The organism is Cytobacillus firmus (assembly GCF_023657595.1).
Classification (GTDB): domain Bacteria; phylum Bacillota; class Bacilli; order Bacillales; family Cytobacillaceae; genus Cytobacillus; species Cytobacillus firmus_B.
In genome coordinates this window covers 4,390,188-4,416,659 of record NZ_CP098323.1, presented here as the reverse complement: position 1 = coordinate 4,416,659, position 26,472 = coordinate 4,390,188, and the positions used below count along the sequence as shown (strand labels likewise).

General features: G+C 41.9%; 26 protein-coding genes. 20 read left to right on the top strand and 6 right to left on the bottom strand.

Annotated elements, in window-relative coordinates; genetic code table 11:
• Positions 1–7 precede the first annotated feature (7 nt).
• Positions 8–637: a bifunctional 4-hydroxy-2-oxoglutarate aldolase/2-dehydro-3-deoxy-phosphogluconate aldolase gene (locus NAF01_RS22320; protein ID WP_250801151.1), complete on the top strand. Its 630-nt coding sequence runs from the start codon at positions 8–10 to the stop codon at positions 635–637.
• A 98-nt stretch (positions 638–735) separates the two neighbouring features.
• On the opposite strand, the gene larC is transcribed toward NAF01_RS22320, so the two are convergent.
• On the bottom strand, positions 736–1,191 hold the full coding sequence (gene larC, locus NAF01_RS22315; RefSeq protein WP_048009821.1) for a nickel pincer cofactor biosynthesis protein LarC2: 456 nt from the start codon (positions 1,189–1,191) through the stop codon (positions 736–738).
• A gap of 61 nt (positions 1,192–1,252) precedes the next feature.
• On the opposite strand from larC, the gene larB reads away from it, so the two are divergent.
• From larB to NAF01_RS22295, 4 genes are read left to right on the top strand one after another with little or no spacing between them, the layout of a single operon-like run.
• Positions 1,253–1,993 (top strand): nickel pincer cofactor biosynthesis protein LarB, encoded by a 741-nt coding sequence (gene larB, locus NAF01_RS22310; RefSeq protein ID WP_250801150.1) that lies wholly within the window; start codon positions 1,253–1,255, stop codon positions 1,991–1,993.
• 28 nt (positions 1,994–2,021) lie between these two features.
• Entirely contained in the window at positions 2,022–2,744 is a 723-nt protein-coding gene (locus NAF01_RS22305; protein ID WP_048009819.1) for a nickel pincer cofactor biosynthesis protein LarC, read from the top strand.
• 19 nt (positions 2,745–2,763) lie between these two features.
• Positions 2,764–3,588, top strand: coding sequence for an ATP-dependent sacrificial sulfur transferase LarE (gene larE / locus NAF01_RS22300; protein ID WP_174750507.1), 825 nt, complete (start codon positions 2,764–2,766; stop codon positions 3,586–3,588).
• 60 nt (positions 3,589–3,648) lie between these two features.
• Positions 3,649–4,272 carry a HoxN/HupN/NixA family nickel/cobalt transporter gene (locus tag NAF01_RS22295; RefSeq protein ID WP_250801149.1) on the top strand — a complete coding sequence of 208 codons (624 nt, stop codon included), beginning with the start codon at positions 3,649–3,651 and terminating at the stop codon, positions 4,270–4,272.
• A gap of 168 nt (positions 4,273–4,440) precedes the next feature.
• Here NAF01_RS22295 and NAF01_RS22290 read toward each other — a convergent pair whose 3' ends face one another.
• Positions 4,441–5,076 carry a tropomyosin gene (locus NAF01_RS22290; RefSeq protein WP_346769636.1) on the bottom strand — a complete coding sequence of 212 codons (636 nt, stop codon included), beginning with the start codon at positions 5,074–5,076 and terminating at the stop codon, positions 4,441–4,443.
• A gap of 249 nt (positions 5,077–5,325) precedes the next feature.
• Between NAF01_RS22290 and NAF01_RS22285 the strand changes: the two genes are divergently transcribed.
• The 12 genes from NAF01_RS22285 (at position 5,326) to NAF01_RS22230 (ending at position 19,531) form a co-directional block, all read left to right on the top strand.
• A complete protein-coding gene (locus NAF01_RS22285) occupies positions 5,326–6,192 on the top strand; it encodes a YitT family protein (protein WP_197205118.1) in 867 nt (288 codons plus the stop codon).
• 52 nt (positions 6,193–6,244) lie between these two features.
• The gene (cccB, locus tag NAF01_RS22280; protein ID WP_048009814.1) at positions 6,245–6,598 is read left to right on the top strand and encodes a cytochrome c551; all 354 of its coding nucleotides are present in this window, start codon (positions 6,245–6,247) and stop codon (positions 6,596–6,598) included.
• Between the two features lie 510 nt (positions 6,599–7,108).
• A complete protein-coding gene (gene ftsE / locus NAF01_RS22275) occupies positions 7,109–7,795 on the top strand; it encodes a cell division ATP-binding protein FtsE (RefSeq protein WP_048009813.1) in 687 nt (228 codons plus the stop codon).
• The gene (gene ftsX, locus NAF01_RS22270) at positions 7,785–8,678 is read left to right on the top strand and encodes a permease-like cell division protein FtsX (RefSeq protein WP_048009812.1); all 894 of its coding nucleotides are present in this window, start codon (positions 7,785–7,787) and stop codon (positions 8,676–8,678) included. The genes ftsE and ftsX overlap by 11 nt, the downstream gene beginning before the upstream one ends.
• Positions 8,679–8,834: 156 nt before the next feature.
• Positions 8,835–10,202 (top strand): murein hydrolase activator EnvC family protein, encoded by a 1,368-nt coding sequence (locus NAF01_RS22265; protein WP_250801148.1) that lies wholly within the window; start codon positions 8,835–8,837, stop codon positions 10,200–10,202.
• Positions 10,203–10,460: 258 nt separating this feature from the next.
• The gene (locus NAF01_RS22260) at positions 10,461–11,912 is read left to right on the top strand and encodes a S41 family peptidase (protein WP_250801146.1); all 1,452 of its coding nucleotides are present in this window, start codon (positions 10,461–10,463) and stop codon (positions 11,910–11,912) included.
• Positions 11,913–12,091: 179 nt separating this feature from the next.
• Positions 12,092–13,285 carry a PDZ domain-containing protein gene (locus NAF01_RS22255; RefSeq protein WP_250801145.1) on the top strand — a complete coding sequence of 398 codons (1,194 nt, stop codon included), beginning with the start codon at positions 12,092–12,094 and terminating at the stop codon, positions 13,283–13,285.
• A 274-nt stretch (positions 13,286–13,559) separates the two neighbouring features.
• Positions 13,560–14,855 carry an IS110 family RNA-guided transposase gene (locus tag NAF01_RS22250; protein ID WP_250801144.1) on the top strand — a complete coding sequence of 432 codons (1,296 nt, stop codon included), beginning with the start codon at positions 13,560–13,562 and terminating at the stop codon, positions 14,853–14,855.
• A gap of 487 nt (positions 14,856–15,342) precedes the next feature.
• A complete protein-coding gene (locus NAF01_RS22245) occupies positions 15,343–15,801 on the top strand; it encodes a 2-thiouracil desulfurase family protein (RefSeq protein WP_197247089.1) in 459 nt (152 codons plus the stop codon).
• Positions 15,802–16,278: 477 nt separating this feature from the next.
• The gene (locus tag NAF01_RS22240; RefSeq protein WP_350457422.1) at positions 16,279–17,754 is read left to right on the top strand and encodes a sugar phosphate nucleotidyltransferase; all 1,476 of its coding nucleotides are present in this window, start codon (positions 16,279–16,281) and stop codon (positions 17,752–17,754) included.
• On the top strand, positions 17,661–18,374 hold the full coding sequence (locus NAF01_RS22235; RefSeq protein ID WP_226618530.1) for a glycosyltransferase family 2 protein: 714 nt from the start codon (positions 17,661–17,663) through the stop codon (positions 18,372–18,374). Before NAF01_RS22240 ends, NAF01_RS22235 begins: the two co-directional genes overlap by 94 nt.
• On the top strand, positions 18,371–19,531 hold the full coding sequence (locus NAF01_RS22230; RefSeq protein WP_250801141.1) for a glycosyltransferase: 1,161 nt from the start codon (positions 18,371–18,373) through the stop codon (positions 19,529–19,531). The genes NAF01_RS22235 and NAF01_RS22230 overlap by 4 nt, the downstream gene beginning before the upstream one ends.
• Here NAF01_RS22230 and NAF01_RS22225 read toward each other — a convergent pair.
• The gene (locus tag NAF01_RS22225) at positions 19,524–20,699 is read right to left on the bottom strand and encodes a glycosyltransferase family 4 protein (protein WP_226618528.1); all 1,176 of its coding nucleotides are present in this window, start codon (positions 20,697–20,699) and stop codon (positions 19,524–19,526) included. The two genes, NAF01_RS22230 and NAF01_RS22225, sit on opposite strands and share 8 nt — an antisense overlap.
• A gap of 12 nt (positions 20,700–20,711) precedes the next feature.
• Positions 20,712–21,815: a glycosyltransferase family 4 protein gene (locus tag NAF01_RS22220; protein WP_250801139.1), complete on the bottom strand. Its 1,104-nt coding sequence runs from the start codon at positions 21,813–21,815 to the stop codon at positions 20,712–20,714.
• Between the two features lie 136 nt (positions 21,816–21,951).
• On the opposite strand from NAF01_RS22220, the gene NAF01_RS22215 reads away from it, so the two are divergent.
• A complete protein-coding gene (locus tag NAF01_RS22215; protein ID WP_197218311.1) occupies positions 21,952–22,503 on the top strand; it encodes a hypothetical protein in 552 nt (183 codons plus the stop codon).
• 66 nt (positions 22,504–22,569) lie between these two features.
• Here NAF01_RS22215 and NAF01_RS22210 read toward each other — a convergent pair whose 3' ends face one another.
• The gene (locus NAF01_RS22210; RefSeq protein WP_197218313.1) at positions 22,570–22,740 is read right to left on the bottom strand and encodes a hypothetical protein; all 171 of its coding nucleotides are present in this window, start codon (positions 22,738–22,740) and stop codon (positions 22,570–22,572) included.
• Positions 22,741–22,985: 245 nt separating this feature from the next.
• Between NAF01_RS22210 and NAF01_RS22205 the strand changes: the two genes are divergently transcribed.
• The gene (locus tag NAF01_RS22205) at positions 22,986–24,089 is read left to right on the top strand and encodes an AI-2E family transporter (protein WP_197218315.1); all 1,104 of its coding nucleotides are present in this window, start codon (positions 22,986–22,988) and stop codon (positions 24,087–24,089) included.
• Between the two features lie 88 nt (positions 24,090–24,177).
• Positions 24,178–24,933 (top strand): NRDE family protein, encoded by a 756-nt coding sequence (locus NAF01_RS22200; protein ID WP_226618526.1) that lies wholly within the window; start codon positions 24,178–24,180, stop codon positions 24,931–24,933.
• A 31-nt stretch (positions 24,934–24,964) separates the two neighbouring features.
• On the opposite strand, the gene NAF01_RS22195 is transcribed toward NAF01_RS22200, so the two are convergent.
• Positions 24,965–26,380 (bottom strand): PAS domain-containing sensor histidine kinase, encoded by a 1,416-nt coding sequence (locus NAF01_RS22195; RefSeq protein ID WP_197218322.1) that lies wholly within the window; start codon positions 26,378–26,380, stop codon positions 24,965–24,967.
• Between the last annotated feature and the right edge of the window lie 92 nt (positions 26,381–26,472).

Below are 26,472 nucleotides of genomic sequence, written 5' to 3'. Positions count from 1 at the left end.
AAAATCAGTGAGCAAGTTAGAAGAGTTAAAGAAGAGCAAGATTGTTGCTGTTATTCGCGGTGCAAACCAGGATCAGATTTTGCCCATTGCTCATGCGCTGCTGGCCGGCGGTGTCAGCACATTTGAGATAACAGTTGAAACACCAAAGGTTTGCTCGTTAATAGAAAAAGTAAGAGAAGAGTTTGGAAACCAGGCAATCGTAGGGGCAGGGACCGTGCTGGATCCTGAAACAGCGCGTGCAGTCATTATGTCTGGAGCGGAGTTTATCTTTTCGCCAATCGTTCATGCGGAAACCATTAAACTGGCAAAACGTTACGGTGTACTCAGTATCCCTGGTGCTCTCACCCCAACTGAAATCCTGACAGCCTATGAAAATGGCGGAGATCTTATTAAGGTGTTCCCAGCCGATGTCATGGGTGTCTCTTATTTCAAAAGCCTGCAGGGCCCGCTTCCGCATATTCCGCTGATGCCAACCGGGGGTATTGATGTTCAAAATATCCGTGAATATTTAAAAGCGGGGGCAGTTGCCGCAGGAGTAGGCAGTTCGTTAGTAAATGCAAAAAATCTAAATTCGGATGAGGATTATTTGAAACTGACTGAAAAGGCAAAGGAATTTTCTGAATTAATAAATTTATAAATCATTGGCAGTTTCGGAAGCTAATTCAAGTCAAAAGGACCTGCCATTTGGATAGGTGGAGGTCCTTTTGCCAGATTGTTGGATTAGTTGATTTGGATTTATTTCAGCTGCTTCCAAACCTCTTGAAAAACCAATTTTAATGGTATTCCGTATTGCTCAGATATAGCTTTGCAATCACTGAATTCCGGGGCTTGCTGAACAATTTCACCTTGCATCAGCCCCTCTTTAACAGAGACGGTCCCCCATGGTGTTTCAACCTTTCGAAATTTTCGGCCAAGACGATTTACAGAAAGTGGGTAGTATCGCACGCCCAATGTGGTGGTTTCTCTAAAAATGATATTCATCATCTCGGATTTTTTCTTATTTTCACACAAAACCTGGAGCATGGTACCCGGCCGATTTTTCTTCATGTAAATCGGTATATAAAAGACATCATTGGCCCCGGATTGAAACAATAAGTCCATAACATGTCCCAGCCATTCTCCAGGAATGTCGTCCAGATTTACTTCAATTTTGATCATGTCATGATCAGTATGCTCTTGGCCATGCTGCATTTTTTACGAGCCTCCTTAAGCTGGTATAAATTTTAGATGAAGAAAAGAAAGGAAGAAATGAATGCAATCTTATACTACACATATTTTAGCACAATTAAAAAATGGCCATCTTTCAATTGAGGAAGCTGAGGAACAATTGAAGGGCTTTACAGATTACGGATTTGCCAAAGTGGACGATGAGCGTGAATTCAGACAAGGATTTCCTGAGGTTATCTTTGGGGCAGGTAAAACCACAGAACAAATTTTACATATATTTAAGCATTTGGTTTATAAGGGGAATACCGTTTTAGCTACAAGGGTTGACCCAAAATCTGCAGAAGAAGTATGCAGGCAGGTGGATGGAGCTGTATATGATTCATCCGGCAGAACACTTTTGTATAAGCCTGAGGATTATGAACTGAAGACGGAGAAGAAAATTGGGGTTATCTGTGCAGGGACTTCTGACATTCCTGTGGCCCGGGAGGCAGAAGTGACGATTGAAGCTATGGGACACCATTACGCAAGTTTTTATGATATTGGAGTAGCGGGGATTCATCGTTTATTTGTGCAAATTGACGAGATTAAAAAGTGTGATGTGTTGATTGTTGTAGCGGGAATGGAAGGTGCACTTCCCAGTGTAGTCGGGGGATTGGTATCCACTCCTGTTATAGCGGTTCCGACCAGCATAGGATATGGTGCACACTTAAATGGCATTACATCTTTGTTAAGCATGCTTAACACATGCGCTTCCGGCGTAACGGTGGTGAATATAGACAATGGATTTGGTGCAGGCTATTCAGCTTCTTTGATGCTAAGAGTCTAAACATAAAAAACAAAGCGGGGTAAATGTAATGAACATATTATTTATAGATTGCGGTATTTCCGGCATTGCTGGAGATATGTCTCTGGCAGCCTTCACAGAATTGGGCGTTGATTTATCAATTGTAGAAAGAAAGCTTAAATCTGTAATTAAGGAAGAGTTTTCGCTAGGGACAAAAAAGGTTGTAAAGAAGGGAATCTCCAGTACGGAATTAGTCATTCATACAGAAGAAGAAAAACACTCACACCGCCACTATACACACATAAAAAAAGCAATTGAAGAATCTGACCTTGAAGAGGCAGAAAAAGAAACGGCCTTAAAAATGTTTGAAACGATAGGGTCAGCAGAGGCAAAAATACATGACAGCACTCTCGAAAAGGTGCATTTCCACGAAGTTGGAGGTGTAGACTCGATGATTGATATTATAGGTACCGCAATTGCTTACAATACATTAAACATTGAAAAGGTAGTCTGCACTCCGGTTGCTGCAGGAAATGGATATATCAAAATTGCTCATGGCCTTTATCCTGTGCCAGCCCCGGCAACATTGGAAATTCTAAAAGATATTCCATTGCGGAAAACTGACATTCAAAGTGAATTGACGACACCTACTGGTGCTGCCATTGTCCGTACCCTGGCTAATGAGTTCGGGAACATGCCTTCCATGAAAGTTCAGAAAATAGGATATGGCGCAGGGTCAAAGGATTTCAAATCCCACCCAAATGTTGTCAGGTTTGTGATCGGAGAACAATAACAGGAGGGGAAGTGTCCAAATGAATATACATAACAGTTTAGTCAAAGAACAAAAGCTGAAGGAAATACTTTCAGAGATGGAACGGATTATTATTGCATTTTCAGGAGGGGTAGATAGTACCTACTTATTAAAGGTGGCTTTAGATACATTAGGAAAAGAAAATGTGCTTGCTATTACAGCTGACTCGGAATCTTTTCCTCCTTCCGAGCTGGAAGAAACTATTCGAATCGCCAATGCCATTGATGCCCCGCATCAAATTATTAAGATGTCAGAACTCTCCATTCCCGGATATTCGGAAAATGATTCAAACAGATGTTATTACTGTAAAAAGGGACTGTTTGAAAATTTGTATCCAATTATGATTGAAAAAGGTTATCATAACTTGACCTTTGGTCTCATTAAAGATGATTTAGGAGAACATCGGCCTGGTGTGAAGGCTGCTATTGAAAAAAATGTAAGAGGCCCTCTTGCCGAGGCTGATATTACGAAAGACGATATCAGGATCCGTTCCAAAGAGCTGGGACTTGATACATGGGACAAACCCTCACTAGCATGTTTATCCTCCAGAATAGCATATGGTGAAAAAATCACAATTGAGAAGTTGAGGAAAGTTGATGAGGCCGAGCAGTTTATTAAGGGATTTGGAATCAAGCAGGTCCGTGTCAGAGTTCACAATGAAATTGCAAGAATCGAAGTTGATCCGTCAGATATGAATGAACTCTTAAAGTATCATAAAGAAATCTCTGAGCAATTAAAATTGATTGGATTTAAATATACAGCTATGGACCTGGCTGGGTATAAAAGCGGAAGTATGAATAAATTGCTGGAAGGAACAGCTATATAATGAATGAACTTAACTGTATTGGAGAGGGAAAAACGGAATTTTGCCGCTGGGGGAATTTAGATGCTTGAGAGCGGATTACTTTCTATTTTATTGCTGGGTTTCACATTAGGAATAAAACATTCAACAGAGCCCGATCACATTATCGCGGTTTCAACAATTGCAAGCCAGACAAAGCGCTTGGTTCGCTCTTCGCTCTCAGGTGTTTTCTGGGGGCTTGGCCACACGTTAATGCTCCTGTTATTTGGGGTAACGGTTATAGCACTTAATCAGCATATCCCTGGCCCTCTTGCTCTTTCTCTTGAATTGGCAGTGGGCATAATGCTTATATATCTTGGCTTTACTGGCTTTAAGGACAAAAAACAGCAAAGGCCGAACACAAAGCATTATCACAAGAAGTCTTTTATCATTGGAGGGATTCATGGTCTGGCTGGCAGTGCAGCTTTAGTTCTATTAACAACTGCACAGGCTCAAACAGAGTTGCAAGCTTTTCTTTTTATCCTCATTTTTGGAGCAGGAACAATTATTGGAATGCTTCTCTTTACTACTGTTCTTGGGTTGCCCTTTTTAATCACTTCTCAAGCTCAAAAGAAAATACACTCAAATCTTATAAGGATCTCTTCAGCAGCAAGTGTACTATATGGGGTTTATTATATTTTTGAGGTTGGCAGTGATTTATTTCTTTAGAAGTTTAGGTCGCAGAGGTAATTAGCAAGTGATGAGTAGGTTATTAGTATGTTTAACGATCAAGATTGGGTTCGCCTCAGGATAAGATGCAAGAAAGCCTATGCTTGCATATTACCGGCATAGGCTTATTTTTTATGGGACTGAGCTAGCCGGTGAATGGGGAGTGCTCTAGGAGTGGATACGCTTTTTGAGCTGGTTTATTTCCATTTCTTGAACCCCGCTCTTTTCACTGAGGTGAACGATATCAATTTTTGTGCCTTTTATTGCGTCAGAGATGACGTTAAAAGTCTCTTCATGCTGATCCAGCTTTATTTCAATATGCTTAAAATGGCTTCTGAATTCGGTCGCATTGTTCTCAATCTGTTCAGACAGTACTTCAATTTTATTTTCAACATTCCCAAGCCTGTTCTCAACATTTCCAAGTCTGTTCTCAACATTTCCAATCCTGTTCTCAACATTCCCAAGCCTGTTCTCAACATTTCCAAGTCTGCTTTTAACATCAGAGATTTCATGGTCAATCGAATCAAACCTCTTATCTATTGAATCAAACCTCTGATCAATCAAATCAAACTTTGTATCAATCGAATCAAATTTCTGATCTATCGATTCAAATCTCTGGTCAATCGAATCAAATTTCTCATCAATCGAATCAAATTTCTTGTCCATAGAGTCGAATCTTTTATCAATCGAATCGAACTTCTCGTCAATACCATCAAACCTCTTTGAATGGTCCTTCAATGTACTTAAAATTTCATTAAGAATCTTCTCCAATTTTCTCACCTCCTTTTCGACATTATACCACATGCTGCTGTATTTCATGCTGATGAGAAGGCGGCCTGGAAGTATTCTTCCACAATGTTCATAAACATTTCACACATTAATATTGCATGATAAATTGAACGCTTTTATCGCAACATAATGAAAAGGCAGGGCAGAGTCCTTTAATACGGCAGTTCAATGGCATTTACAGGCCTCAAACTCCATGCTATACTCACTGACGGTAAAAATGGAATATCGTATTCTGCATAGATCGGGACACCGGAGGGAGAAGAAATGGGCAAATATAAAAGAGGATATACTTATAGTACAAAAGCGGAGAGATTGCTGGAGTATTTATACGTTTTGATAGGGTCAGGTATTGTAGCGGTCGCGTTTAATGTGTTTTTGCTGCCCAACCGGATTGCATCAGGCGGGGTAAGCGGGATCAGTACAATCCTGGATGCAGTTGTTGGCTGGGAGCCAGCTTATGTACAGTGGGCATTTAATATACCGCTTTTTATTGCTGGTGTGCTGCTGCTTGGAAAACAATTTGGAGCCAAGACTCTGGCCGGGACAATCTTCCTGCCGTTTGTTGTGTTTCTGACAAAGGAATACGAGCCATGGACATCTGATCCGCTGCTCGCATCGCTGTTTGGCGGAATTGGCGTCGGTCTTGGTTTAGGAATTGTTTTCAGGGGTAAAGCATCAACAGGAGGGACAGACCTTGCAGCACAGATTATTAACAAGTATACAGGTTTGTCTCTTGGCACTTGTGTTGCGATAATCGATGGATTGATCGTATTGTCGGCTGCGATTATTTTTGACATAGAGCAGGGGCTGTATGCCTTAATTGCTTTATATGTAACAAGCAAAACAATTGATCTGATCCAGCTTGGTTTCAGCCGGACAAAGATGGCTTTAATCATTACTGAAAATCAAAGTGAAGTTCGTGAAGGAATTTTGAATAAAATTGACCGCGGTGTGACAAAACTATCAGCATACGGTGGTTATACCGACCATGAACGTCCGGTCCTGATGTGTGTAGTGGATCAGACAGAGTTCACAAAATTGAAACAACTGGTTCAAACCATTGATCCTACTGCATTTATCATTGTTACGGATGCTTCCGAGGTGTTGGGCGAGGGTTTCAAACGAGCGTAGTGTTGGTATAATATAGCTGTACTTAGTATTTTTTCCTGAGGGGGAATTATAGGTGAAAAAGAAGCTATTAGCACTACTAATGGGTACATCTTTAGTTCTTGCAGCCTGCGGCGGCGGAGACGATGCTGCTGAGGACAAGGACACTTCCACAAACGGCGGCGGCGAAACAACAACGGATACGGCTGACGCTGGCGATGCACAAAAGCTTTATGAACAGAAATGTTCAAGCTGCCACGGTGCAAATCTTGAAGGCGGTGTAGGACCTGCGCTTGATAAAATCGGTGCAAACCTATCACAGGAAGATATTGAAAACACGATAGCTAACGGTAAAGGAGCAATGCCTAAAGGATTGCTTCAGGGAGAAGAAGCTTCTGCTGTAGCGTCTTGGCTGGCAGGCAAGAAATAAGAGGATTCACATGAAAACGTTCTGTTTACCAGGGCGTTTTTATTTTTTTCGCTAAGCGTTTTATGGCTTAATATAGACACCGCTAATCCATCCAAAGTTAAAACGAGCTGCATCAAAACCTAAGGTAAACTCCCCGTATTGAACAAAAGTTGCAATAACCAATCTCAAAGCCCAGGATAGCATCACAGAATTTATGACAAATATCGAGTAAATGCAATATGAAAAAAGAAGGAAAAATTAGTCGATTTTGAAAATAAAACACTAGAATATTAAAGAAATTAAGGAAAAAAGTAACAATAGTATCAGGTTTGAAAAGAAACTGTAATAATTTTTTCCGTTATTTTGACAACTTATGATGTTATAATGGGTTGTGTGAGAATTTTAGATGGCTAATTAGGCAGTATTTACAAGTATTTTGTCATCCTCTATGTCGAAAGGATGTCGTTTTTTAGCGAAACAAGCCATCTGTTATTTAAATTCTTAATACACACTAGATGCTAGGTGATATATATGATCGAAATGAAAGACGTATATAAGAGATACCCCAATGGCGTTACAGCTGCCAGCGGGATAGATATTCATATTAAGCAAGGTGAGTTTGTTTATGTAGTAGGGCCGAGTGGTGCCGGTAAATCCACTTTTATCAAAATGATGTACCGGGAAGAAAAGCCTTCGAGCGGAACGATAACCATTGACGGAGTGAATCTGGCTACATTGAAGAATGCAAAGGTGCCGCTAATGCGCCGTAAAATCGGTGTCGTTTTCCAGGACTTTAAGCTCCTCCCGACATTGACAGTTTATGAGAATGTAGCTTTTGCTCTTGAGGTTATTGAAGAGCATCCGAAGAATATTAAAAAACAAGTTATGGAAACATTGGACCTTGTAGGTTTAAAACATAAGGCAAGGATGCTTCCGACCGAACTGTCAGGCGGGGAGCAGCAGCGTGTTTCCATCGCCAGATCAATCGTAAACTCTCCAAAGGTCGTGATAGCGGACGAGCCTACAGGAAACCTTGACCCGGATACCTCATGGGAAATCATGAACATCTTCGATGAAATCAACACGAGAGGAACGACTGTGGTCATGGCAACTCATAATAAAGAAATTGTTAACACGATTAAGCACCGCGTTATTGCCATTGAAGGCGGAAGAATTGTGCGTGACGAGCAAAGAGGTGATTACGGCTATGAAAGCTAGAACATTGGGCCGGCACTTCCGCGAAAGTTTTAAAAGTCTCGGGCGAAACGGCTGGATGACATTTGCTTCTGCAAGTGCGGTCACAGTAACCCTCATTTTAGTTGGCGTATTTTTCGTCATTATGATGAATCTCAACAAGGTGGCTACAACCATTGAAGAGGACGTGGAAATCCGCGTTCACATCGATGTTGCTGCAAATGAGCAGGATCAGGAAGTTTTACGGCAAAAAATCGAAGGAATACCCGAAGTCAAAACGGTTGAATACTCAACTAAGGAAAAAGAGCTTGATAGTTTAATAAACAGCCTTGGTGAAGAAGGCGAAGCCTTCAAACTGTTCGAACAGGATAATCCGCTGAACGATGTATTTATCGTAAAGACGAAAAACCCGGCAGACACAATGAAAGCTGCAAAGCAGATTGAGAAAATGGAATATGCGGCAAAAGTAAAATATGGGCAGGGGCAGGTTGAAAAACTATTCAACTTTATCAATGCCGGACGAAATGTTGGCCTTGTGCTGATTATCGGCTTATTATTCACTGCCATGTTCCTGATTTCCAATACCATTAAGATTACGATTATGTCACGAAGAAAAGAAATTGAGATTATGAGATTGGTAGGAGCAACCAACTCGTTCATCAGATGGCCATTCTTCCTTGAAGGTTTATGGCTTGGGCTGCTAGGATCCATTATTCCTATTGCGCTTGTTTCATCAGCATACTATTACGCCTATGATTATTTGGCGCCAAAGCTTGAAGGACATTTTGTCAAGCTGCTGGAGTTTAGTCCGTTTGTTTATCAGATTTCCGGGCTTCTTATCCTGATGGGTGCCCTCATTGGTGTATGGGGAAGCTTAATGTCAGTCAGAAAGTTCCTGAAAGTATAAACAAGCTTAGAAGGCCCTGCGGTGGGGGGAACCTGTCCAGGCGCCTTCAAGCTTCATTATATTAGACGATTCAGAGAAGCTAAATGTTTCAGACTTGGAGAAATATAGAACGATTAACCTGTACATATGGTGTTCATTGAAAGGAGAAATCGGAAATTGAAGAAATCCATCATCACATTATCATTAGCTGCCGTTCTGGGTTTTGGCAGCATAACAGTTGGGATGCCTATTGAGAAGGCGTCTGCAGCAAATAAACTAAACGATCTAAACAGCCAGCAGGAAAAAATTAACCAGCAGCGTTCCGGAGTAGAATCAAAGTTAAACGATACAGATAAAAAGATCAGCGAAAACCAGAGCGAGCAGCAATCTGTACAAAGTGAGATTGAGCGTCTGGATAAAGCGATCAGTGATGCTTTAGCTAAAATTGAAGAAAAGAATCAAGAAATTGCAGATACAAAAAAGGAAATTGAGAAACTTGAAGCAGAAATTAAAGTATTAGTAGAGCGCATCAAAAAGCGTAATGAACTATTAAAAGACCGTGCACGCAACTACCAGGAAACTGGCGGAATGGTGAGCTATATTGATGTTTTAATGGGTGCGCAGAGCTTTGGAGATTTTGTTGAACGGGTTGGAGCAGTTGCAACAATCGTAGAAGCTGACCAGGAAATTTTACAAGCGCATCAGGCGGATAAAGACGAGCTTGAGAAAAAACAGAATCAGGTAAAAGAAGAGCTAGCCTCTTTAGAAACAATGCGTGCAGAGCTTGAAGGCATGAAAAAGAGCTTAAACGCACAAAAAGCAGAGAAAGATAAATTACTTGCATCTCTAAAGCATAAAGAAGAGGAAATGCATGCTCATAAGCTTGAATTATCCGAAGAAAATGAGATTCTTGCAGCCCAGGAAGCAGCGATTCAAAAAGCAATCAAGCTAGAGCAGGAAAGACAAGCAGAAGCAGCAAGACAAGCAGAGGCAGCAAAACAAGCTGAACTGGCAAGACAAAAGGCTGCAGCAGAAGCGGCTAAGAAGAGCTCTTCATCAGCGGGAAGCAGTTCATCAGCAGGAAGCAGCTCCTCATCTGACAGCGGATCTTCAAGCAGCCCGCAGGTATCTGCACCTTCTGTAGCAAGCGGTGCCTGGACAAGACCAGCAGCAGGAAGACTTTCTTCCGGTTTCGGCAGCCGTTCATTAGGCGATCATTTTGGAGTAGATATTGCTTCAGGCGGCACAGTTCCGATCGTGGCCGCAGCCGATGGTGTTGTCATCCGTTCATATTACTCCAGCAGCTACGGAAATGCGATTTTCATTGCTCACTCTGTAGGCGGACAAACGTATACTACCGTATATGCTCACATGAGAAGCCGTTCTGTCGGCTCTGGCCAGACAGTTTCTAAAGGCCAGCAAATCGGTATCATGGGTAATACTGGACAATCTTACGGTCAGCATCTGCACTTTGAACTTCACAGAGGTTCTTGGAATGCAGCAAAATCAAATGCGATTAATCCTGTAGGCATTGTGCCTCTATAAAAATAGCGTAAAGTGGAAGGAGCATAGCTTCTTCCACTTTTCTTTTACCCGAAAAGAGGGTCTTTAATCCTATTAGACGTCTGTTTTTAAAATACTCTCAAGCAAAAGAAATCATAACTCGTCCATACCAAACATAGGATGAAATAAGCGAAGACATCCCGCTCCCTTTGCGGGTTGTTTTTATTTATTTAAAAATCGGGGAAGGCCGCAGACGCTGAAAATATACAGGAACGCAGCAAACTGGAAAGGGAGATGACGATGAGCAGAAGATGGATCGCCGTGCTGATGACGGGATCATTGCTGACAGGGGCTGGCGGTACATATGCAGGCATGCAGTGGCTGGCAAAGGAAGCTCCGCAGACAGGAGCCCCAAATCAATTACTGGATTCCAAGGAAAACGGAAAACAGTTAGATCAAGAGAAGGTTGAAAAGATGGAAACGGCCTATCAGCTGATTTTGAATAGCTATGTGGAAAAAGTAGAGGAAAAGCAGCTCGTGGAGGGAGCCATCCAGGGCATGCTTGCAACCCTCGAGGACCCATACTCTGTTTATATGGATGAAGAAACGGCAAAACAATTCAGTGATACATTGGAATCTTCTTTTGAAGGAATCGGTGCGGAAGTCAGCATGGTGGACGGAAAGATCATCATTGTTGCGCCTTTTAAGGACTCACCGGCGGAAAAAGCGGGGCTAAAGCCAAAAGATGAAATCTTAAAAGTGGATGGGGAAAGTGTAAAGGGTCTTGATTTATATAAAGCGACCATGAAGATCCGCGGTAAAAAAGGAACAAAGGTAGAGCTTGAAGTTGCGCGCCAGGGACTAAAGGAGCCTTTAAAGGTGGAAGTAAAAAGAGATGAAATTCCTCAAATTACTGTTTACTCAGAAATCAAGAAGGAAAGAGGAAAAGAGGTTGGGTATCTGGAGATTACCTCCTTTTCCGAAGATACATCCAAAGAATTTGCGAAACAGCTGAGTGAAATGGAACAGGATGGGATCGAAGGGCTTGTCATTGATGTGCGCGGAAATCCCGGCGGTCTCCTGACCTCTGTTCAGGAAATCCTGAAGGAATTGGTTACGGCTGACAAACCATATTTGCAAATTGAGAAGCGGAATGGGGAGAAGATGAGGTATTTCTCCACACTTGAAAAGCCAAAAAGCTATCCGATTGCCGTTCTTGTGGATAAAGGAAGTGCCTCTGCATCAGAGATTCTGGCCGGCGCATTAAAGGAAGCGGAGGGATATGCCATTATCGGTGAGAAATCATTTGGAAAAGGGACTGTTCAGCAGCCTGTTCCGATGGGTGACGGCAGCAATATCAAGCTCACTTTATTTAAATGGCTGACGCCAGACGGAAACTGGATTCATAATAAAGGAATCAAGCCTACCCTTGAGGTGAAACAGCCGGATATCTATCAGACTCATCCTTTGCAGGTGGAGAAGCCTTTAGAGATTGATATGAATAATGAAATGGTGAAGAATGCACAGGAAATTCTGGCCGGACTCGGTTATGCCCCTGGCAGGACAGATGGCTATTTCAATGATTCCACTGAAGCAGCAGTGAAAGTCTTTCAGCAGCAAAAAGAGCTTGAAGCAACCGGCCGGATAGACAAGAAAACCGCAGCAGTGCTTGAACAGGCCGCCATCGAAGAAATGAAAAAAGAGCAGAACGATTTGCAGCTGCAGACGGCTTTGAGATATATAGCCAAATAGTGACAGGCACCACCCGGATTTTGCCGATTGAAGCAGGAGGAATTTTCCTTCTGCTATTTTTTATTTAAAGCGAGATTGTAATAGGTTTTGCAAGGTGCTTTTGGTAGAATATAGAGTAATAGAGTTTTCTGCTGTTTACATAATTCATGAGAATTTATTAATAGAGGCTGGTGGCAATTTTGATAGAGGAGTGGATTTTTGAGTTTTTAAAAGGAACGGGAAAGCTGCTGTTAAATCCGGTATTTTATTACCTGTTTTTTGTGGCAGCCTTTTTAGGTATTTCCCGTGTAAAGCGAGAGCGAAAGGACTTTTCGGTCCGTGCTGAAAATGCTTATTTTGAGCTGAGGCAGCTTCTTCCGCTGGGGATTCTGGCAGGTCTTGCCGTAAGCGTGGTTATGGTGGGAGCGGGACTTGTCCTGCCAATGGAGACGATTGTGTTTACCGCTGCACTTACATTCCTGTGGAGCTTAACGGCAAAAGTGAGATGGATGGCGCCAGTTTATACGCTGGGCTTCGCCTTTTTCGCCACAATGTTTGCTTTTGAACAGCAGTGGCCTTTGCCGTCATTCGCCCAGTCGGCATCAGATGTTGACTCTTCCATCTTCCCATCCATCGCTGTTCTCCTTGCCCTTCTGGTGATTGCAGAAGGCTTCCTGATTATAAGAAACGGCCGAAAAGGGACATCTCCCAGGCTTGTAAAGAGTAAGCGGGGTCAAACCATCGGCATTCATGAATCCAAAAGAATCTGGATGGTTCCTGTATTTCTGCTGATACCGGGTCAGGCGCTGCAGCTGCCGTTTGAGTGGTGGCCAATGATACCGATTGGCGATGAAATGTATTCACTCATTCTTGTCCCGTTTTCAATCGGGTTTCATCAGAGAATCCAAGGTACGCTTCCTAAAGAGGCAACAGCCCTGCTTGGACAAAGAATCAGCGTGTTTGGCATACTTTTATTGCTGATTTCAGCTGCAGGCTACTGGTATCCGCTTGCTGCTGTGGGTGCAGCTGCACTTGCGATCATCGGGCGAGAATTCATCTCGCTCCGCCAGAGAATGGCAGAGGATCAGGCGCCATTTTACTTTTCCAAGCGCAATCAGGGAATCATGGTACTCGGCGTAGTTCCCGATTCACCTGCTGATAAAATGTCTCTTGGAGTGGGAGAGGTTGTTACAAAAGTCAATGGCGTGAAAATCCATGATGAGAAAGGCTTCTACGAGGCCCTGCAAAAGAACGGCGCTCACTGCAAGCTTGAGGTCTTTGATGTGAACGGACAGGTTCGTTTCGTTCAGCGTGCTCTTTATGAAGGTGACCATCATGAACTGGGGCTGCTGTTTGTGCAGGATGAGAAGAAGTGGGATAGTGAAGCGGTGTAATTGTTATTTTTCATTAATAGTCGGATTACGTTCTAAGTCTTCCGAAATGATTTTCATAATTTAACGGAATTAAAATTTTTGAGACCCTTCAAGTAATTTTGAAGGGCTTCTTTATTTAGAATGTGTGAAGTTTTGTACTTAAACTAACGGGGCAGCATTCCTGTAATGAATGAAAATGGAGTTTGAACAAAAAAATAACCTCTTGGTAGAATGAGAGAGTCCTGAAGCCGGCAAGCAAAAAGGACAAAAATCTCAAACACCAGGAGGCTTTACAATGAATTATAACCAGAATAAGAAGATTGCTCAAATCACTTCTCAAACTCTTATTATAGGAGTCGATATTGCGAAATTCAAACATGTGGCTCGTGCCCAGGATTTCAGGGGAATGGAGTTTGGATCCCCGTGTCAATTTGAAAATACAAAAGAAGGATTTGAACACTTTCTTAAATGGATTTCGGAAATCAAAAAAGAACAGCGTATGAGTAAAGTGATGGTTGGCATGGAGCCAACAGGCCACTATTGGTTTAATCTGGCCCATATCTTAAAAGAAAATGGGATAAAGTTTGTCGCAGTAAACCCGTTGCACGTCAAGAAAAGCAAAGAGTTGGATGATAACTCACCCACCAAAAATGATGTGAAAGATGCCAAGGTCATAGCCCAGCTGGTCAAGGATGGAAGATACGCCGAACCAACAATACCGCAAGGTGTTTATGCAGAACTCCGTGTGGCAAAGAAAATACGCGATCTTTTAACTGAAGACCTACAAACGGTCCAAGGACAGGTGCACAACTGGATTGACCGGTATTTTCCGGAATTCCTCAAGGTATTTAAGAAATGGGAAGGTAAGGCTGCTTTACAATTCTTAAAGCTCTATGCCTTGCCACATGAAATAGCTGTATTCACCGAAGAAGAACTACTCGTCCATTTGAGAAAGTCCGTATCTCGGAGTGTTGGATTAAACAAGATCCGTGAATTAAAACAGGCAGCTAGTCAGTCCATCGGACTTCGACAAGGTGCTGAAATGGCCAGGCTGGAGCTAAAAACCATTCTGGCTAAGTATGAATTAATTCAGTTACAATTCGAAGAATTGGACGCCAAAATAGACGGCCAGCTTGATGAAATACCAGGTGTACAACAAATGTTAGCGATAAAAGGTGTAGGCAGGGATACAATTGCCGGCTTCTTTGCGGAAGTAGGAGATTTAGGCGAATACAATCATCCAAGGCAGATTATCAAGCTGGCCGGCTTAAGCTTAAAAGAAAATACATCCGGCAAGCACAAAGGAAAAACGACCATCACAAAAAGAGGCCGAAAGAAACTCAGGGCCCTGTTATTCAGGGTCTGTATGATTCTCGTCGCCAAGAATTCTGCATTTAAAGCATTACATGCTTACTATACTCAACGTCAGGATAATCCTTTAAAGAAGATGCAGTCCCTGATTGCTTTGTGTAATAAACTAATTCGGATTTTCTTCAGTATAGGAAAAAAACAATTTGATTTTAATGAGGAAAAGATGCTAAAGGACATCCCTCATTTGGCAGTAACAAAGAAGAAGGAAATGGCAGCTTAACTTTGGTTTAGATTAGATAAGTAGTAGTTCTTGCTTTTATAGTTTTGGAGACATTTGAAGCACGGATTAGTCGGCAAAGCAACTAAATTACGGGCTTGGACCCTGTGGGGCAGCATGGCTGACATCCACCTCATGGAAAGGTTGGACGAAGGAATTTGAGAGCGAAGACTCTGTGAGACATGGGAGGGTTGACCTCCATGAGTAAATGTGGACATCCACCAGTGCGGATATATTTTTACTCATCCACCATTTTCTGTAAGGGATTGGTTAGTGGGTTCTAACTCTTTTTTCTCACTCTGTCCAAAAATATCCTTTCAAGTGAAGATCCTCCATTTATAAAGTGAGTTACCGAAAGGTAAATAACTATGAAATTCTAAGAAAACAAGAGTAAATAAGTGTTTTCGCTTCTTTTATTGAGGGAGGTTAGTTCAACAAAGAAATTTTTGATAAAATTTACTAAGGAAGATTTATTCGGGGGGTTATATATATGATATTGGTAAGTTCTTGCTTAGCGGGGTTGAAGGTGAGATATAACGGCACACACAGTTTAAATAATGGAATAGCTAAACTTGTAGAAGAAAATAAAGCTATTACAATATGTCCAGAATTACTCGGTGGATTTTCAACTCCCAGAGAACCTGCTGAAATAATAGGTGGAAACGGAGAAGATGTACTCAATGGAAAGGCTAAAGTAATTGAAAAGTCAGGAAAAGATGTCACGGAACTTTACATAAAGGGTGCTTACGCTACTCTAAATAAAGCTAAAGAAATAAATGCGACCGTAATAGTTCTAAAGGAACACAGCCCATCCTGTGGCAGTTCAATGATTTACAACGGTGAATTCATTGGTAAAAAACTTGAGGGGATGGGCGTTACTTCTGCTTTATTAAAAAGAAATGGATTAAAGGTAATTTCAGAAGAACAATTTGCTGAAACCTTTCTTTAACTAAAATTAGCAGAGATCGTTTGTCCACATTTACCTTATAAGAAAATGCTACTTCTATTTTCAAAGGCAAGTTTGTGAAAGAATGTACTTAAAGTAACGGGTGCTATAGTTCCACAAGGTTGTTACTAAAACTTATTCCGTCTGTTTATGAAAAAAACTATTTCATCCGAGTCAGCAGGTATCTAATTCCGTGAAATTAAGAATATTGGTACAAGAAAAATCATTGATATTATATGGTTCAATTCCGGAGGTTTATAAAATTAAAGTAATTCATTCATATGTAAAGGTATAAAAAAGGCTTACCGATTGGTGAGCCTTTTTCTTTTTGCGCTAAGGTGCCAGATCCATTGACTGCCAGAGAAACCTGACAAACGGCTTTCTTTCTGCTTTCCTCAAAAGCATCAGTTTAAAAGACCATAGCCGAATACACTCAATCTCATACAATAGTAATAAAGAATCTGCATTGGAAATAGGGAGGTGGAAAATCTGAGAATTCTGCTATTATCAGGAGGCATGGGCAAGAGGCTTTGGCCTTTATCCAATTCGGTCCGTTCAAAACAATTCTTAAAGCTTTTGCAAAGGGAACAGGGAGAGTATGAATCGATGATACAGCGGGTCTGCCGGCAGCTTGATGACGCCGGACTTCTATCATCAGCATATATTATTACCAGTGAGAGTCAAGTGGATATGATTTATAACCAAATAGACAATGACATCCCCGTTATCTGCGAGCCTAGGCAAAGAGGTACATTTCCTTCCATCGCTTTGGCCTGTGCTTATCTCCGCTCCAATGATCATATCAGTGTTAACGAAACCATTTGTGTCCTTCCAGTGGATTCTTATGTGGATCCGCCGTTTTTTGAACAGCTGCAATCTATTCCGGATATTCTCCAGAAATCGCAGGCTGAACTGGCTCTTATGGGGGCTGTGCCCCAATTTCCGTCAGAGCAGTTTGGATATATCGTACCTAAGCCTGCACAGAAAGAGGAAATGGATTACCTTACAATCGATCAATTTATAGAAAAACCAAATCCTGACACAGCGCGGATGCTAATCGAAAGAAATGCTCTCTGGAATTGCGGTGTATTTGGTTTTTCCATGAATTTTATGCTTGATTATTTAAAAAATATGGGGTTTCCAACTTCTTACAGCCGGCTGCTGAAAAGTTATGATCATCTGCCTGGAATCAGCTTTGATTATCAGGTTGCCGAGAAGAATAGCAGGTCCATTGTGATACCCTGCACCGGACAATGGAAGGATCTTGGGAGCTGGGAAGCATTAAGCGGCCAGTGGGCAAGTTCAATTTTGGGAAAAGGTTCCTTATCAGAGGATTCCCGAAATACACAGATTGTCAATGAGCTGTCCATTCCGATTCATGCTATTTCTATCTCTAATAGCATCATTGCTGCCAGTCCGGATGGAATTTTGGTAGCGGATAAGCAAAAGAGCAACTCTATCAAGCAATTAGCGGAAATTGCCCGGCCTATGTGTGAAGAAAAAAGATGGGGGACCTATAAGGTTTTGGATTTTACCAGTACAAACGAAGGTATGCAATCTCTTACTAAGCTGCTCAAAATAAATCCCGGCGAAAATATCAGCTACCAGACTCATCAGTTCAGACAGGAGACTTGGACAGTCATAGCAGGAGAAGGGGAATTTATAATGGACGGCAGGCTTTTATATATAAAAGCTGGGGAGGTCCTTCAAATTCCTGTTGGAACAAGGCATGCAGTAAAGGCTATTACCCCCCTTGATATCATAGAAGTTCAATGGGGAGAAAAGCTGATGGAGGAGGATATTAACCGTATAGCGGATTCCTGGAAGGATATCGTTAAGCATAGTAAAAAGGAGCGTGAAAGATGGTCTCTATCATTTGCTGTACAATGCGCCAGAACTATATGGAAAACGTGTTTAAAAACTATGAAAACCAGGTTTGGAAGGAAAAAGAATTAATCATTATATTAAATAAGGATGAGATGAATCTATCATCATGGCAAAAGCGGGCCCAGCAATATCACAATGTAGCTGTTTTTCAACTGCCCGAAGAAATTACACTCGGAGAATGCATAAATTTTGCTGTTCAGAAATCACGGTATGATTTAATCGCAAAATTTGATGATGACGATTTTTATGCTCCACATTATCTGACTCAGTCTATCCTTACTCTGAAAAAATCATCTGCAGATCTTGTGGGCAAAAGAACCGTGTATATGTACTTTCAAGAAGAGGAGGTACTTGCAATCCATAAGCCGGGAAAGGAAAATCAGTTCGTCAGAATCGGGATAAAGGGAGCTACAATGGTATTCAGGAAGGAAATTATGAATATCGTCCAATTTCCCAAAAGGAACCTGGGGGAAGATACCTTCTTCTTAAAGCTTTGCAGCAAACAGAACTTAAAAATTTACTCGGGTGATAAAAACAATTATGCATGTTTAAGGATCTCTCAGCCAGGACACCATACCTGGGCTGCAAATAACGCCAAGCTTCTAAAAAAGTCTGTTCCGGTCAGCAGAACGACCGACTTTAACCTGGTACAGCAAATTATCAGCGATGATAGGGAGGGGGAGATGTGACTGATTATCAAGTCATTTGGAAAGGCCCGGTTCTTGATGCAAGCGGATACGGAATTGCAAGCAGAGAATATGTTCTGGCCTTGGACCGCCTAGGTGTTGATCTAAAGATCCAGCCATATACATGGAATTTTCCCTATGAGTTTAACGATCAAAACAAGAAAGAGAGACTATTGCAATTAATAAACAGCCCATACAAAGAAAACAGACAAAAAATTCTAATCTATCATTGTCCGCCTGGGATTGTTAAAGATATTGAAAATGATAGAAAAAAATATGATCGGATACTATTAAATACAGTATGGGAAACAGCAGGGGTTCCAGGTTCCTGGCTGCCTGTTATAAATGCATGTAATGGGATATGCGTCCCATGCTCTCTAAATGTAGATGCCCTCAAAAAAAGCGGCGTGAAAACTCCTGTGTATCTGGTTCCCCATGGAGCAGACACACAAACATTTAACCCTGAAAATAAAAAGTTTACTTTTAAAGAAGCAAAGAATAAGTTTGTTTTTGTTTCGATCTTTGATTTTCAGCATAGGAAGAATCCTGAAACCTTGTTAAAAGCATATTGGAGTGAGTTCACTTCGAGGGACAATGTGCTAATGATTATTAAAACCTATGGGAGCAGCCGCAGGAAAATAGTAAACTCTATTTCCAATTATAAAAGGAGGCTTGGCTTTACTGGCGGAACAGCCCCTTTGTGTGTATTAACCGGCATTCTGCCGGAAGAACAGCTTAAAGGCTTATATACGCTGGGCAATGCCTTTATTCTTCCCACAAGAGGGGAAGGGGTTGGGTTGCCGTATATGGAAGCTTTATCAAGTGGAATACCCGTCATTGCTACAGGATGGGGCGGACAAATGGATTTTTTAAATGAACAAAATTCCTTCCTAATTGACTATAAGCTTGAGGATCCAAGGAAAAGTATGTACGGCGGCAGTGCCATATCAAGGCAATATCACCGTTTATTTGGGCAGGGTGACCAGCTTTGGGCTGAAGCTGATTTCGATGATACAAAAAGACAGATGAGATTAGCTTATGAGAACCCGCTTCTATGTAAACAGAAGGGGAATAAAGGGAGACTGGATATGCTGAACCTTACGTGGGATAAGGCTGGAAGCTCAATGAAAAGAGCTATAGAAGAGACTCTTCTTAAGTAGAAAGTGTCTCTTCTATAGCATCGTAGATGTTCCCCGCTATGCTTTTCCATGAAAAACGGCTGTTGATAGATTTCTGACCGTTTGCCGCCACCACGTTCAATAGTTCGTGCCTGCCGGAAAACTTATTCAATATATCCGCAAAGTCTTCATGCTCTGCATGGATATAATGTTTTTGATCAACGAGCTCTAATCCCCGTACACCACATACCGTGGAAAATAGGGGAATTCCTGCAGATAGAAATTCAAGTGTTTTTATATTCACTCCTGAACCAGCTATAACTGGGTTAATGGCGATATCTGCTTCGGCAAATAATGTTAATTTTTGTTTGTGCCGAACAGAGCCCAATAATTTCACATTCCCCTTCCTGTGCTTTCGAAAAGGACTGCAGCATCCTCCTGCAATGATAAAATCCATATTCGGGCACTTGTCGGCGAGCTGGTCAATGATAAACTTCACTGCCTGAATATTGGGTGGGTAATGGGCACCGATAAACACAGCTTTTGGCCTTCCGGCGGCCTTTTTTCTGCGTGGGAGCCATTCATCCGTATTAATTCCGTTAGGAGCAAGCCTTACTTTTTGAGAATCCAGTCCATAAGAACGAATAAACTCCTCTCTCTGCTCCCCGGATGTAGCAAAAATCAAATCAGCATATGAAGATAATCGCTGTTCTGCTTCATAAAGCCTGGAAAGGTATTCTCTTGCCTTTTCATCCTGCCAAATCTGCTTTGCCAATGCGTATTCATGGTTATGGCTATTATAAATTCTTGGCTTCTTATCCTGGTTAAAATAGATGTCATAATCCAGTAAGTAGGGGGATTCATGAATGATGATATCACTTGAGTGGTAAAGCTTTTTAAAATACTTTTTGTACAAAGCGGGATGGTTGGCAAGCTCCAAACACATAATTAAAGGAAGTTCATAGGAACGTGCGGCAACATGGAGCTGCTGCCTGATTTTCAGATAGAGAGGATCTCTTTCTGCTAAGTACTCCCGAAAACTTGGGGAGTATTCAATAACGCTGCCTTTATTATTGTTCGATTGGGATAATAAAGTAATATCATAATAATGGCTTAATTCGTGATATATATGAAAATACCTCAATGTGCCTCCGCTTGCAGGCGGAAAAACCGTTGGGAAAATATTAAGGACAAGTAATTTTCTCCTCATTCTCTTCTCCTCTCAACGTTTCTTGATCACACTTCGAAAAACGTGCAGCGTTTCTTCGGCAGTCTTTTTCCAGGAAAATTGCTGTGATCGAAGGCGGCCTTCTTCCCTAAGCCTTTCTCTTATTAAGGGATTTAACATTTCTTTCATTTTCAACGCCATTTCCTCGGGGCTTTCCGGGTTAAAATAAAGGGCTGCATCGCCTGCGATTTCCGGTATGCTCCCCCTGTTTGAACAAACGATCGGCCTTTGGGCCTTAAGTGCTTCCACCAGGGGAATGCCAAAACCTTCATATAAGGAAGGGAAGACTAAAAAGCTGGAATTCCAGTAAAGAGAAGGCATTTCATCCGGCTTTATATACCCTAAAACCCGGATTTGATTTTCTAATGAGTGTTCTTTTATAAACAGCCATACAGACCGATAAATTCCACTTTTCTTATCTGCATAACCAGTCAGGACAAGAGGTAAGAATGTTTTGTATTTTTCCCTTAATATAAGAATGGCTTTTAGGAGATTTTGATGGTTTTTGTGCGGATTAAAACTGGAAGGATAGATGGCATATGTTTCAGGCAGCTGATATTTTTGTTTTACCTTTTTTCTTATCACATCTGCAGGAACTTTATCAAATATAGCTGGTGCACTGGGGTGAATGGCATGAATCTTCTCTTTTGGGATAGAGAGCTGATTAGCAATGGCATTCCTGGAAAAGGCCGAGACTGTAATCACTTTATTAAAAGACGGGGCAAATTGATGATAGTACCGGTTATTTTCTTCTCGTCCTCCCTGTACAAAATCGGGATATGCTGTATGAAGAACATCATGAATCGTTACAATGCAGGGAACACGAATATTTGGAATATACGATTTGTGCACCGGACAAAACCAGAGGTCCAGCTGGCATTGCCGGATGCATTCATGAATTTGAGCCGGGTCTTTTACCGTTCGGATTTGAATTTTTTCATGTGGGGGAAAAATATTCTTCATCTTCTTACTGAGAAAAAGGAATAAGGTAAGGTTTTCTCCGCTGTCAGCAAGATGGGCAATCAAATTCTTTATATACTGTTCTACACCTCCAAAACGCTCTTGTGTGAGAGTGAGCAGATTAATTCCGATCTTCATGCTTCAGCCTCCTTAGAAGAAAAATGGCCTTTTTATTGATAATCTATACTATTCGCCTACTCCATTTGCCATCACATTGAATTTAATAATAAAAAGGAGAATAACGCTTTCCATTCAATAGTAAAGGAGTTTAATTATGTTAAATAATTACAAAGAAAGGCACCAGCAAGAGGATAAGGCAGTCATAACAACGGGACCGTTTCTTGTTCCTTTGGAAACCGATTGTGAATATCAGGTTGGAAGAGAGAATGAGAGGATTATTATAATCATCAGCAACCCAACAGGCAGAAAGTTGAAGGCATCTGTAAAACTGGGAGTATGTGTACAGCCTTACACACCTGCACTAAAAAAGGGTGGAATCTGTGTAATCAAAAACCTGCCGGAAAAAGAATTTAATTTGGGGACATTTGAGTTAAAGCCTCATACATGCACCAGAATTGAAAGCGATATTCCAGAAGTGTGCAGCTTGGGAAGCAATGAAGGAAATGCGGTGGTCCGTATTGTAGCAAAGGGAGATTTTCTATTATGCGGCCATGATTGTAAACCGGCATGCGGTCTTCTGGAAATATCCGTTGTGGGAGGAAGCATCTATAATCCCGGCGTGCCGGGGCTTGAGCAGGCGGATCCGGTCACATTATTCCGGTATCATGATTTTGTAGTGTGTGAAGGTGAGGATTGCTGGTGTTAAGAAGTTTTATTAATTTATGGCAAAGAATAGAGAGCTGCTGAGCGGCTCTTTTAATTTCGGGCTCTGTTAAACTTTTTTATGAATAGCTCGCTCAGCAGTTTTGAGAATGTCTATAACTGCACTCTGGATGAGAAGAATATCACTAAGAATTTGATTTTTTATTCTTGAATTATTACAGCGCTGCATTTCAACTGTCAGCAGATTGAGTTCTTTCTTAAAAATGTCTAATGTGGTCATATGTCTGTTCACTCCTGGAATTTATATAGTTCTTTATACCCTGTTTTATGTGAGTTATAAACCAAAAAGTGTTATTTTGGTAAGTGATATTCCCTGATGTGGAAATTTGTGAGTCCAAAAAGAAATTTCTCATCTTTTCCGAAACCTTTTCCATCCCTATTCGTAAAAGAAGTAGCATCTTCGTAGGAGCAAACACGCGAATATGGTATCCTTTAGTTAATCCATCCAAAGAAAAAGGTGACATTGTGGCAAAGAAAAAATTGCAGTACTGGACTTTGCAATTGCTGATTATCTTAACCATTATCTATGTATCAACAAAAATTTCTTTTCTGTTTGAACCGGTTGGCATCTTTGTATCTACTCTCTTTTTCCCAATCATTATATCAGGGTTTCTGTATTTCCTATTGAATCCGCTGGTCAGATTGCTGCAGCGCTATAAGGTGCCAAGGACGGCAGCTATTTTAATCATTTATGCAGCTGTTATCGGTTTAGTGATGCTGGTGATTGGCAACATTGCTCCGCTTATCAGCAGACAGGTGACTGAATTATTCAACGACCTGCCGGGATATGCAAAAACGACAAGAGACTTTGTCACTTCAATGTCTAACACTGAAGAGTTTAAATGGTTTTTGACGCAGGACTACATATTGCTTGAAGAAATTGAAGCCCGCATTATGGAATATGCCAATACCCTCCCAAGCCGTGTGACGCAGGGGGTAGCAGGAATTGTCAGCCTGGTCACCAATATTGCGATCACGATTGTAACGGTGCCATTCCTGTTGTTTTATATGTTCAAAGATGGCGATAAGTTTCCTGCCGCCGTTTCAAAGTTTCTTCCTGTTGCTTACAGAGAAGAAGGGGTTAAAACCCTTAAGGAAACAGGCGAAACCCTTTCTTCTTACATTCAGGGGCAGATTACTGTTGCGCTGTTTGTAGGGACACTATCATTTATCGGTTATTTAATCATCGATCTGCCTTATGCGCTGGTTATGGCGCTGATTGTGGCCATCACAAATATCATTCCTTATGTCGGACCATTTCTTGGCGGTGCCCCGGCCGTAATCGTCGCACTTTTTGACTCTCCGACTAAGGCCCTTCTGGTTGTCGTGGTCATCGTGATTGCCCAGCAGGTTGAAGGGAACGTGCTGTCACCGCTGATTCTCGGCAAAACCTTAAACACACATCCGGCCACCATCATTATCCTATTGCTGGTTGCAGGCAACCTTGCCGGAATTCTTGGTATGATCCTGGCGATTCCTACCTATGCTGTGACTAAAACGATTGTTTTAAATACAATACGGTTTTTAAGGGCGAGGAAAGCAGCTCGGCTCGAGGAGACGGTTACGTGAAGATGGGGAAGCTCCTTTGCAGAAAGGGGCTTTTTGCTGTATTTGCATGTAAAGTTATAATGAAAATAAAACGAAAGCAGTGATCCCCATGTGTCTAATCCTTTTCGCATACAAAGCCCATCCGAAATATAAGCTGATTGTTGCAGCCAATCGCGACGAATTTTACGAGCGTCCGACTGCACCTGCACATTTTTGGGAGGACCATCCCCACATTCTCGCCGGACGTGATTTGAGGAAGATGGGAACGTGGATGGGTATCACTAAGAATGGCAGATTTGCAGCTCTGACAAATTACCGTGATCCAAATGAAGTGACAGAAGGCAAGAGGTCAAGAGGGGATCTGGTGGGGGACTTTTTGATAGGCAGTGCTTCGCCTGCTGACTTTATGAACAGAGCATCTGAACATCGCAGCAGCTATCCCGGCTACAATCTGCTGGCGGGAAACTTGGAGGAACTCTTTTATTATTCGAACGTGGAGGATAGGGTAGAGTTGCTTCAGCCGGGGATATACGGGGTCAGCAATCATGTGCTCGATACCGAATGGCCAAAGGTAAAAAAAGGGAAGGAGGGCTTATCTGCTCTATTAGATAATGCAGAGGGAAGCTTAACAGAGGAACTGTTCACACTTCTCCGGAATGCAGATCCTGCCCCGGATGAGCTGCTTCCGAAAACAGGAGTTTCACTTGAATGGGAACGGATGCTGTCTCCATTATTTATCAAAAGCGATGGCTACGGAACCAGGAGTTCAACTGTGCTGCTGATGTCAAAGGACGAGATTTTTTACAAGGAAAGGATACATATTGGGGATGAGAGGCAGGAACAGGAGTTCATCCTTCAAAAATAAGAAGCCAGCTCAGTCATCTGGCTTCTTTTGTTCAGGCAAGCGGCAGTGTAATCCGGACCGTTGTGCCTTCATTTTCCCTGCTGTGGATGTATAGGTTTCCGCCGTGGTTTTTAATGATTTTTTTGCAGATCATGATGCCAAGGCCTGTCCCTTTTTCTTTTGTGCTGTAAAACGGCTCTCCCAGTTTGTCGAGGCGTTCTTCCGGTATGCCGATTCCTTCATCCTCGACGGTGATGATGACAGAATGGTCCTCCTGGCGGATATCGACGTTTATTTTGCCGCCCATTGGCATGGCTTCCATTGAGTTTTTAATGATGTTTATCAGCACCTGTTTAATTTTATCTTTTTCACAATTCACAAAGAATTCGCCGGGTGACTGAGTTAATTCGATCAGAATATTTTCCATGACTGCCTGGCTGTTTAAAAGAGTAATCACACTCTTTACTACGTTTGTCAGGCAGGTTTCTTCCATTTCGGTTATTTGAGGTTTGGCAAGAACGAGCAGGTCATTGACAATCCCTTCAATCCGCTCCAGCTCATTTAGAATAACCTCTGCGAAATTGTCCTTATGTTCTTCGTATAATAACTGTGTAAAGCCTTTTATGGCTGTAAGCGGGTTGCGGATTTCATGGGCAATGCCTGCCGCAAGCTGGCCGACCACGGAAAGTTTTTCAGCATTCTGCAGCTTTTCTTCAGTCTTCTTTTGTCCGGTTACATCTTTGATAATGATCTGGTAGACCTTTCTGTTCTTGAAAGTGGTTGGAATCAGCTGGACTTCGGCTTTTCTTAATTGTCCGTCAGTCCGGATCAGATTAAGCTCAAAATTCACGCTCAGCTTTGTTTGCAGAAAATCATCGAGGGTGGAATGATCTGAAGGAGGAGTGTAGTCGTGGAGGGAGGTGCCGATCATCTCTTTGATGCTCGTGTACCCGAAGAGCTTCTTCCCTTCATTGTTGATATAGGTCCAAATCCCCTTTTGAGTCACCATTCCGATCGTATCCTTGGAGTACTCCACCAAAAAACGGTACTTCTCCTGTGTTTCAAGAATTTCCTCTTCCATGATAATTCTCTGTGTCATATCCCGGATAATGCAAATCATTTCTTTATCGTCATTAATGACTGAAAAATTGGCTTCCAGCCACAAATAATGTCCTTCCTTATGCCTGAAACGAAAAGTCTCCCGATTATGCGGAAGCTGTTCGAGCTCGGCCAGTGCATCTCTTAGAAGATCCCGGTCATTTGGATGGCAGTATGAGTAAAGGCTGCTCCGGTAAAAATCCTGCGGTGAATACCCCAGTGTGGGCAGGCAGGAAGGGGAGACATATAAAGCAATGCCTTCTTTTGTCACTCTTGCAATTACGTCGCTGGAATGCTGAATGGCCAGCTGCATATTCCTCGCTTCGACTTTGTCCGCGAATAAATCTGCCGGATTCTCGGTCCTAATCATTTTGTCCCTCCTTTTTTGAAAAATGACACTTTTCCATCATTATACAATACATGTTTAGATTGACATATAGGATAAATTTCACTCTATGCCAA

Excerpts from the sequence above, each read along its gene's own strand:
- larC (WP_048009821.1), bottom strand. The coding sequence starts at position 1,191 with ATGCAGCATGGCCAAGAGCATACTGATCATGACATGATCAAAATTGAA.
- larB (WP_250801150.1), top strand. The coding sequence starts at position 1,253 with ATGCAATCTTATACTACACATATTTTAGCACAATTAAAAAATGGCCAT.
- NAF01_RS22305 (WP_048009819.1), top strand. The coding sequence starts at position 2,022 with ATGAACATATTATTTATAGATTGCGGTATTTCCGGCATTGCTGGAGAT.
- larE (WP_174750507.1), top strand. The coding sequence starts at position 2,764 with ATGAATATACATAACAGTTTAGTCAAAGAACAAAAGCTGAAGGAAATA.
- NAF01_RS22295 (WP_250801149.1), top strand. The coding sequence starts at position 3,649 with ATGCTTGAGAGCGGATTACTTTCTATTTTATTGCTGGGTTTCACATTA.
- NAF01_RS22290 (WP_346769636.1), bottom strand. The coding sequence starts at position 5,076 with ATGTGGTATAATGTCGAAAAGGAGGTGAGAAAATTGGAGAAGATTCTT.
- NAF01_RS22285 (WP_197205118.1), top strand. The coding sequence starts at position 5,326 with ATGGGCAAATATAAAAGAGGATATACTTATAGTACAAAAGCGGAGAGA.
- ftsE (WP_048009813.1), top strand. The coding sequence starts at position 7,109 with ATGATCGAAATGAAAGACGTATATAAGAGATACCCCAATGGCGTTACA.
- ftsX (WP_048009812.1), top strand. The coding sequence starts at position 7,785 with ATGAAAGCTAGAACATTGGGCCGGCACTTCCGCGAAAGTTTTAAAAGT.
- NAF01_RS22260 (WP_250801146.1), top strand. The coding sequence starts at position 10,461 with ATGAGCAGAAGATGGATCGCCGTGCTGATGACGGGATCATTGCTGACA.
- NAF01_RS22250 (WP_250801144.1), top strand. The coding sequence starts at position 13,560 with ATGAATTATAACCAGAATAAGAAGATTGCTCAAATCACTTCTCAAACT.
- NAF01_RS22245 (WP_197247089.1), top strand. The coding sequence starts at position 15,343 with ATGATATTGGTAAGTTCTTGCTTAGCGGGGTTGAAGGTGAGATATAAC.
- NAF01_RS22235 (WP_226618530.1), top strand. The coding sequence starts at position 17,661 with ATGGTCTCTATCATTTGCTGTACAATGCGCCAGAACTATATGGAAAAC.
- NAF01_RS22225 (WP_226618528.1), bottom strand. The coding sequence starts at position 20,699 with ATGAGGAGAAAATTACTTGTCCTTAATATTTTCCCAACGGTTTTTCCG.
- NAF01_RS22220 (WP_250801139.1), bottom strand. The coding sequence starts at position 21,815 with ATGAAGATCGGAATTAATCTGCTCACTCTCACACAAGAGCGTTTTGGA.
- NAF01_RS22215 (WP_197218311.1), top strand. The coding sequence starts at position 21,952 with ATGTTAAATAATTACAAAGAAAGGCACCAGCAAGAGGATAAGGCAGTC.
- NAF01_RS22210 (WP_197218313.1), bottom strand. The coding sequence starts at position 22,740 with ATGACCACATTAGACATTTTTAAGAAAGAACTCAATCTGCTGACAGTT.
- NAF01_RS22200 (WP_226618526.1), top strand. The coding sequence starts at position 24,178 with ATGTGTCTAATCCTTTTCGCATACAAAGCCCATCCGAAATATAAGCTG.
- NAF01_RS22195 (WP_197218322.1), bottom strand. The coding sequence starts at position 26,380 with ATGATTAGGACCGAGAATCCGGCAGATTTATTCGCGGACAAAGTCGAA.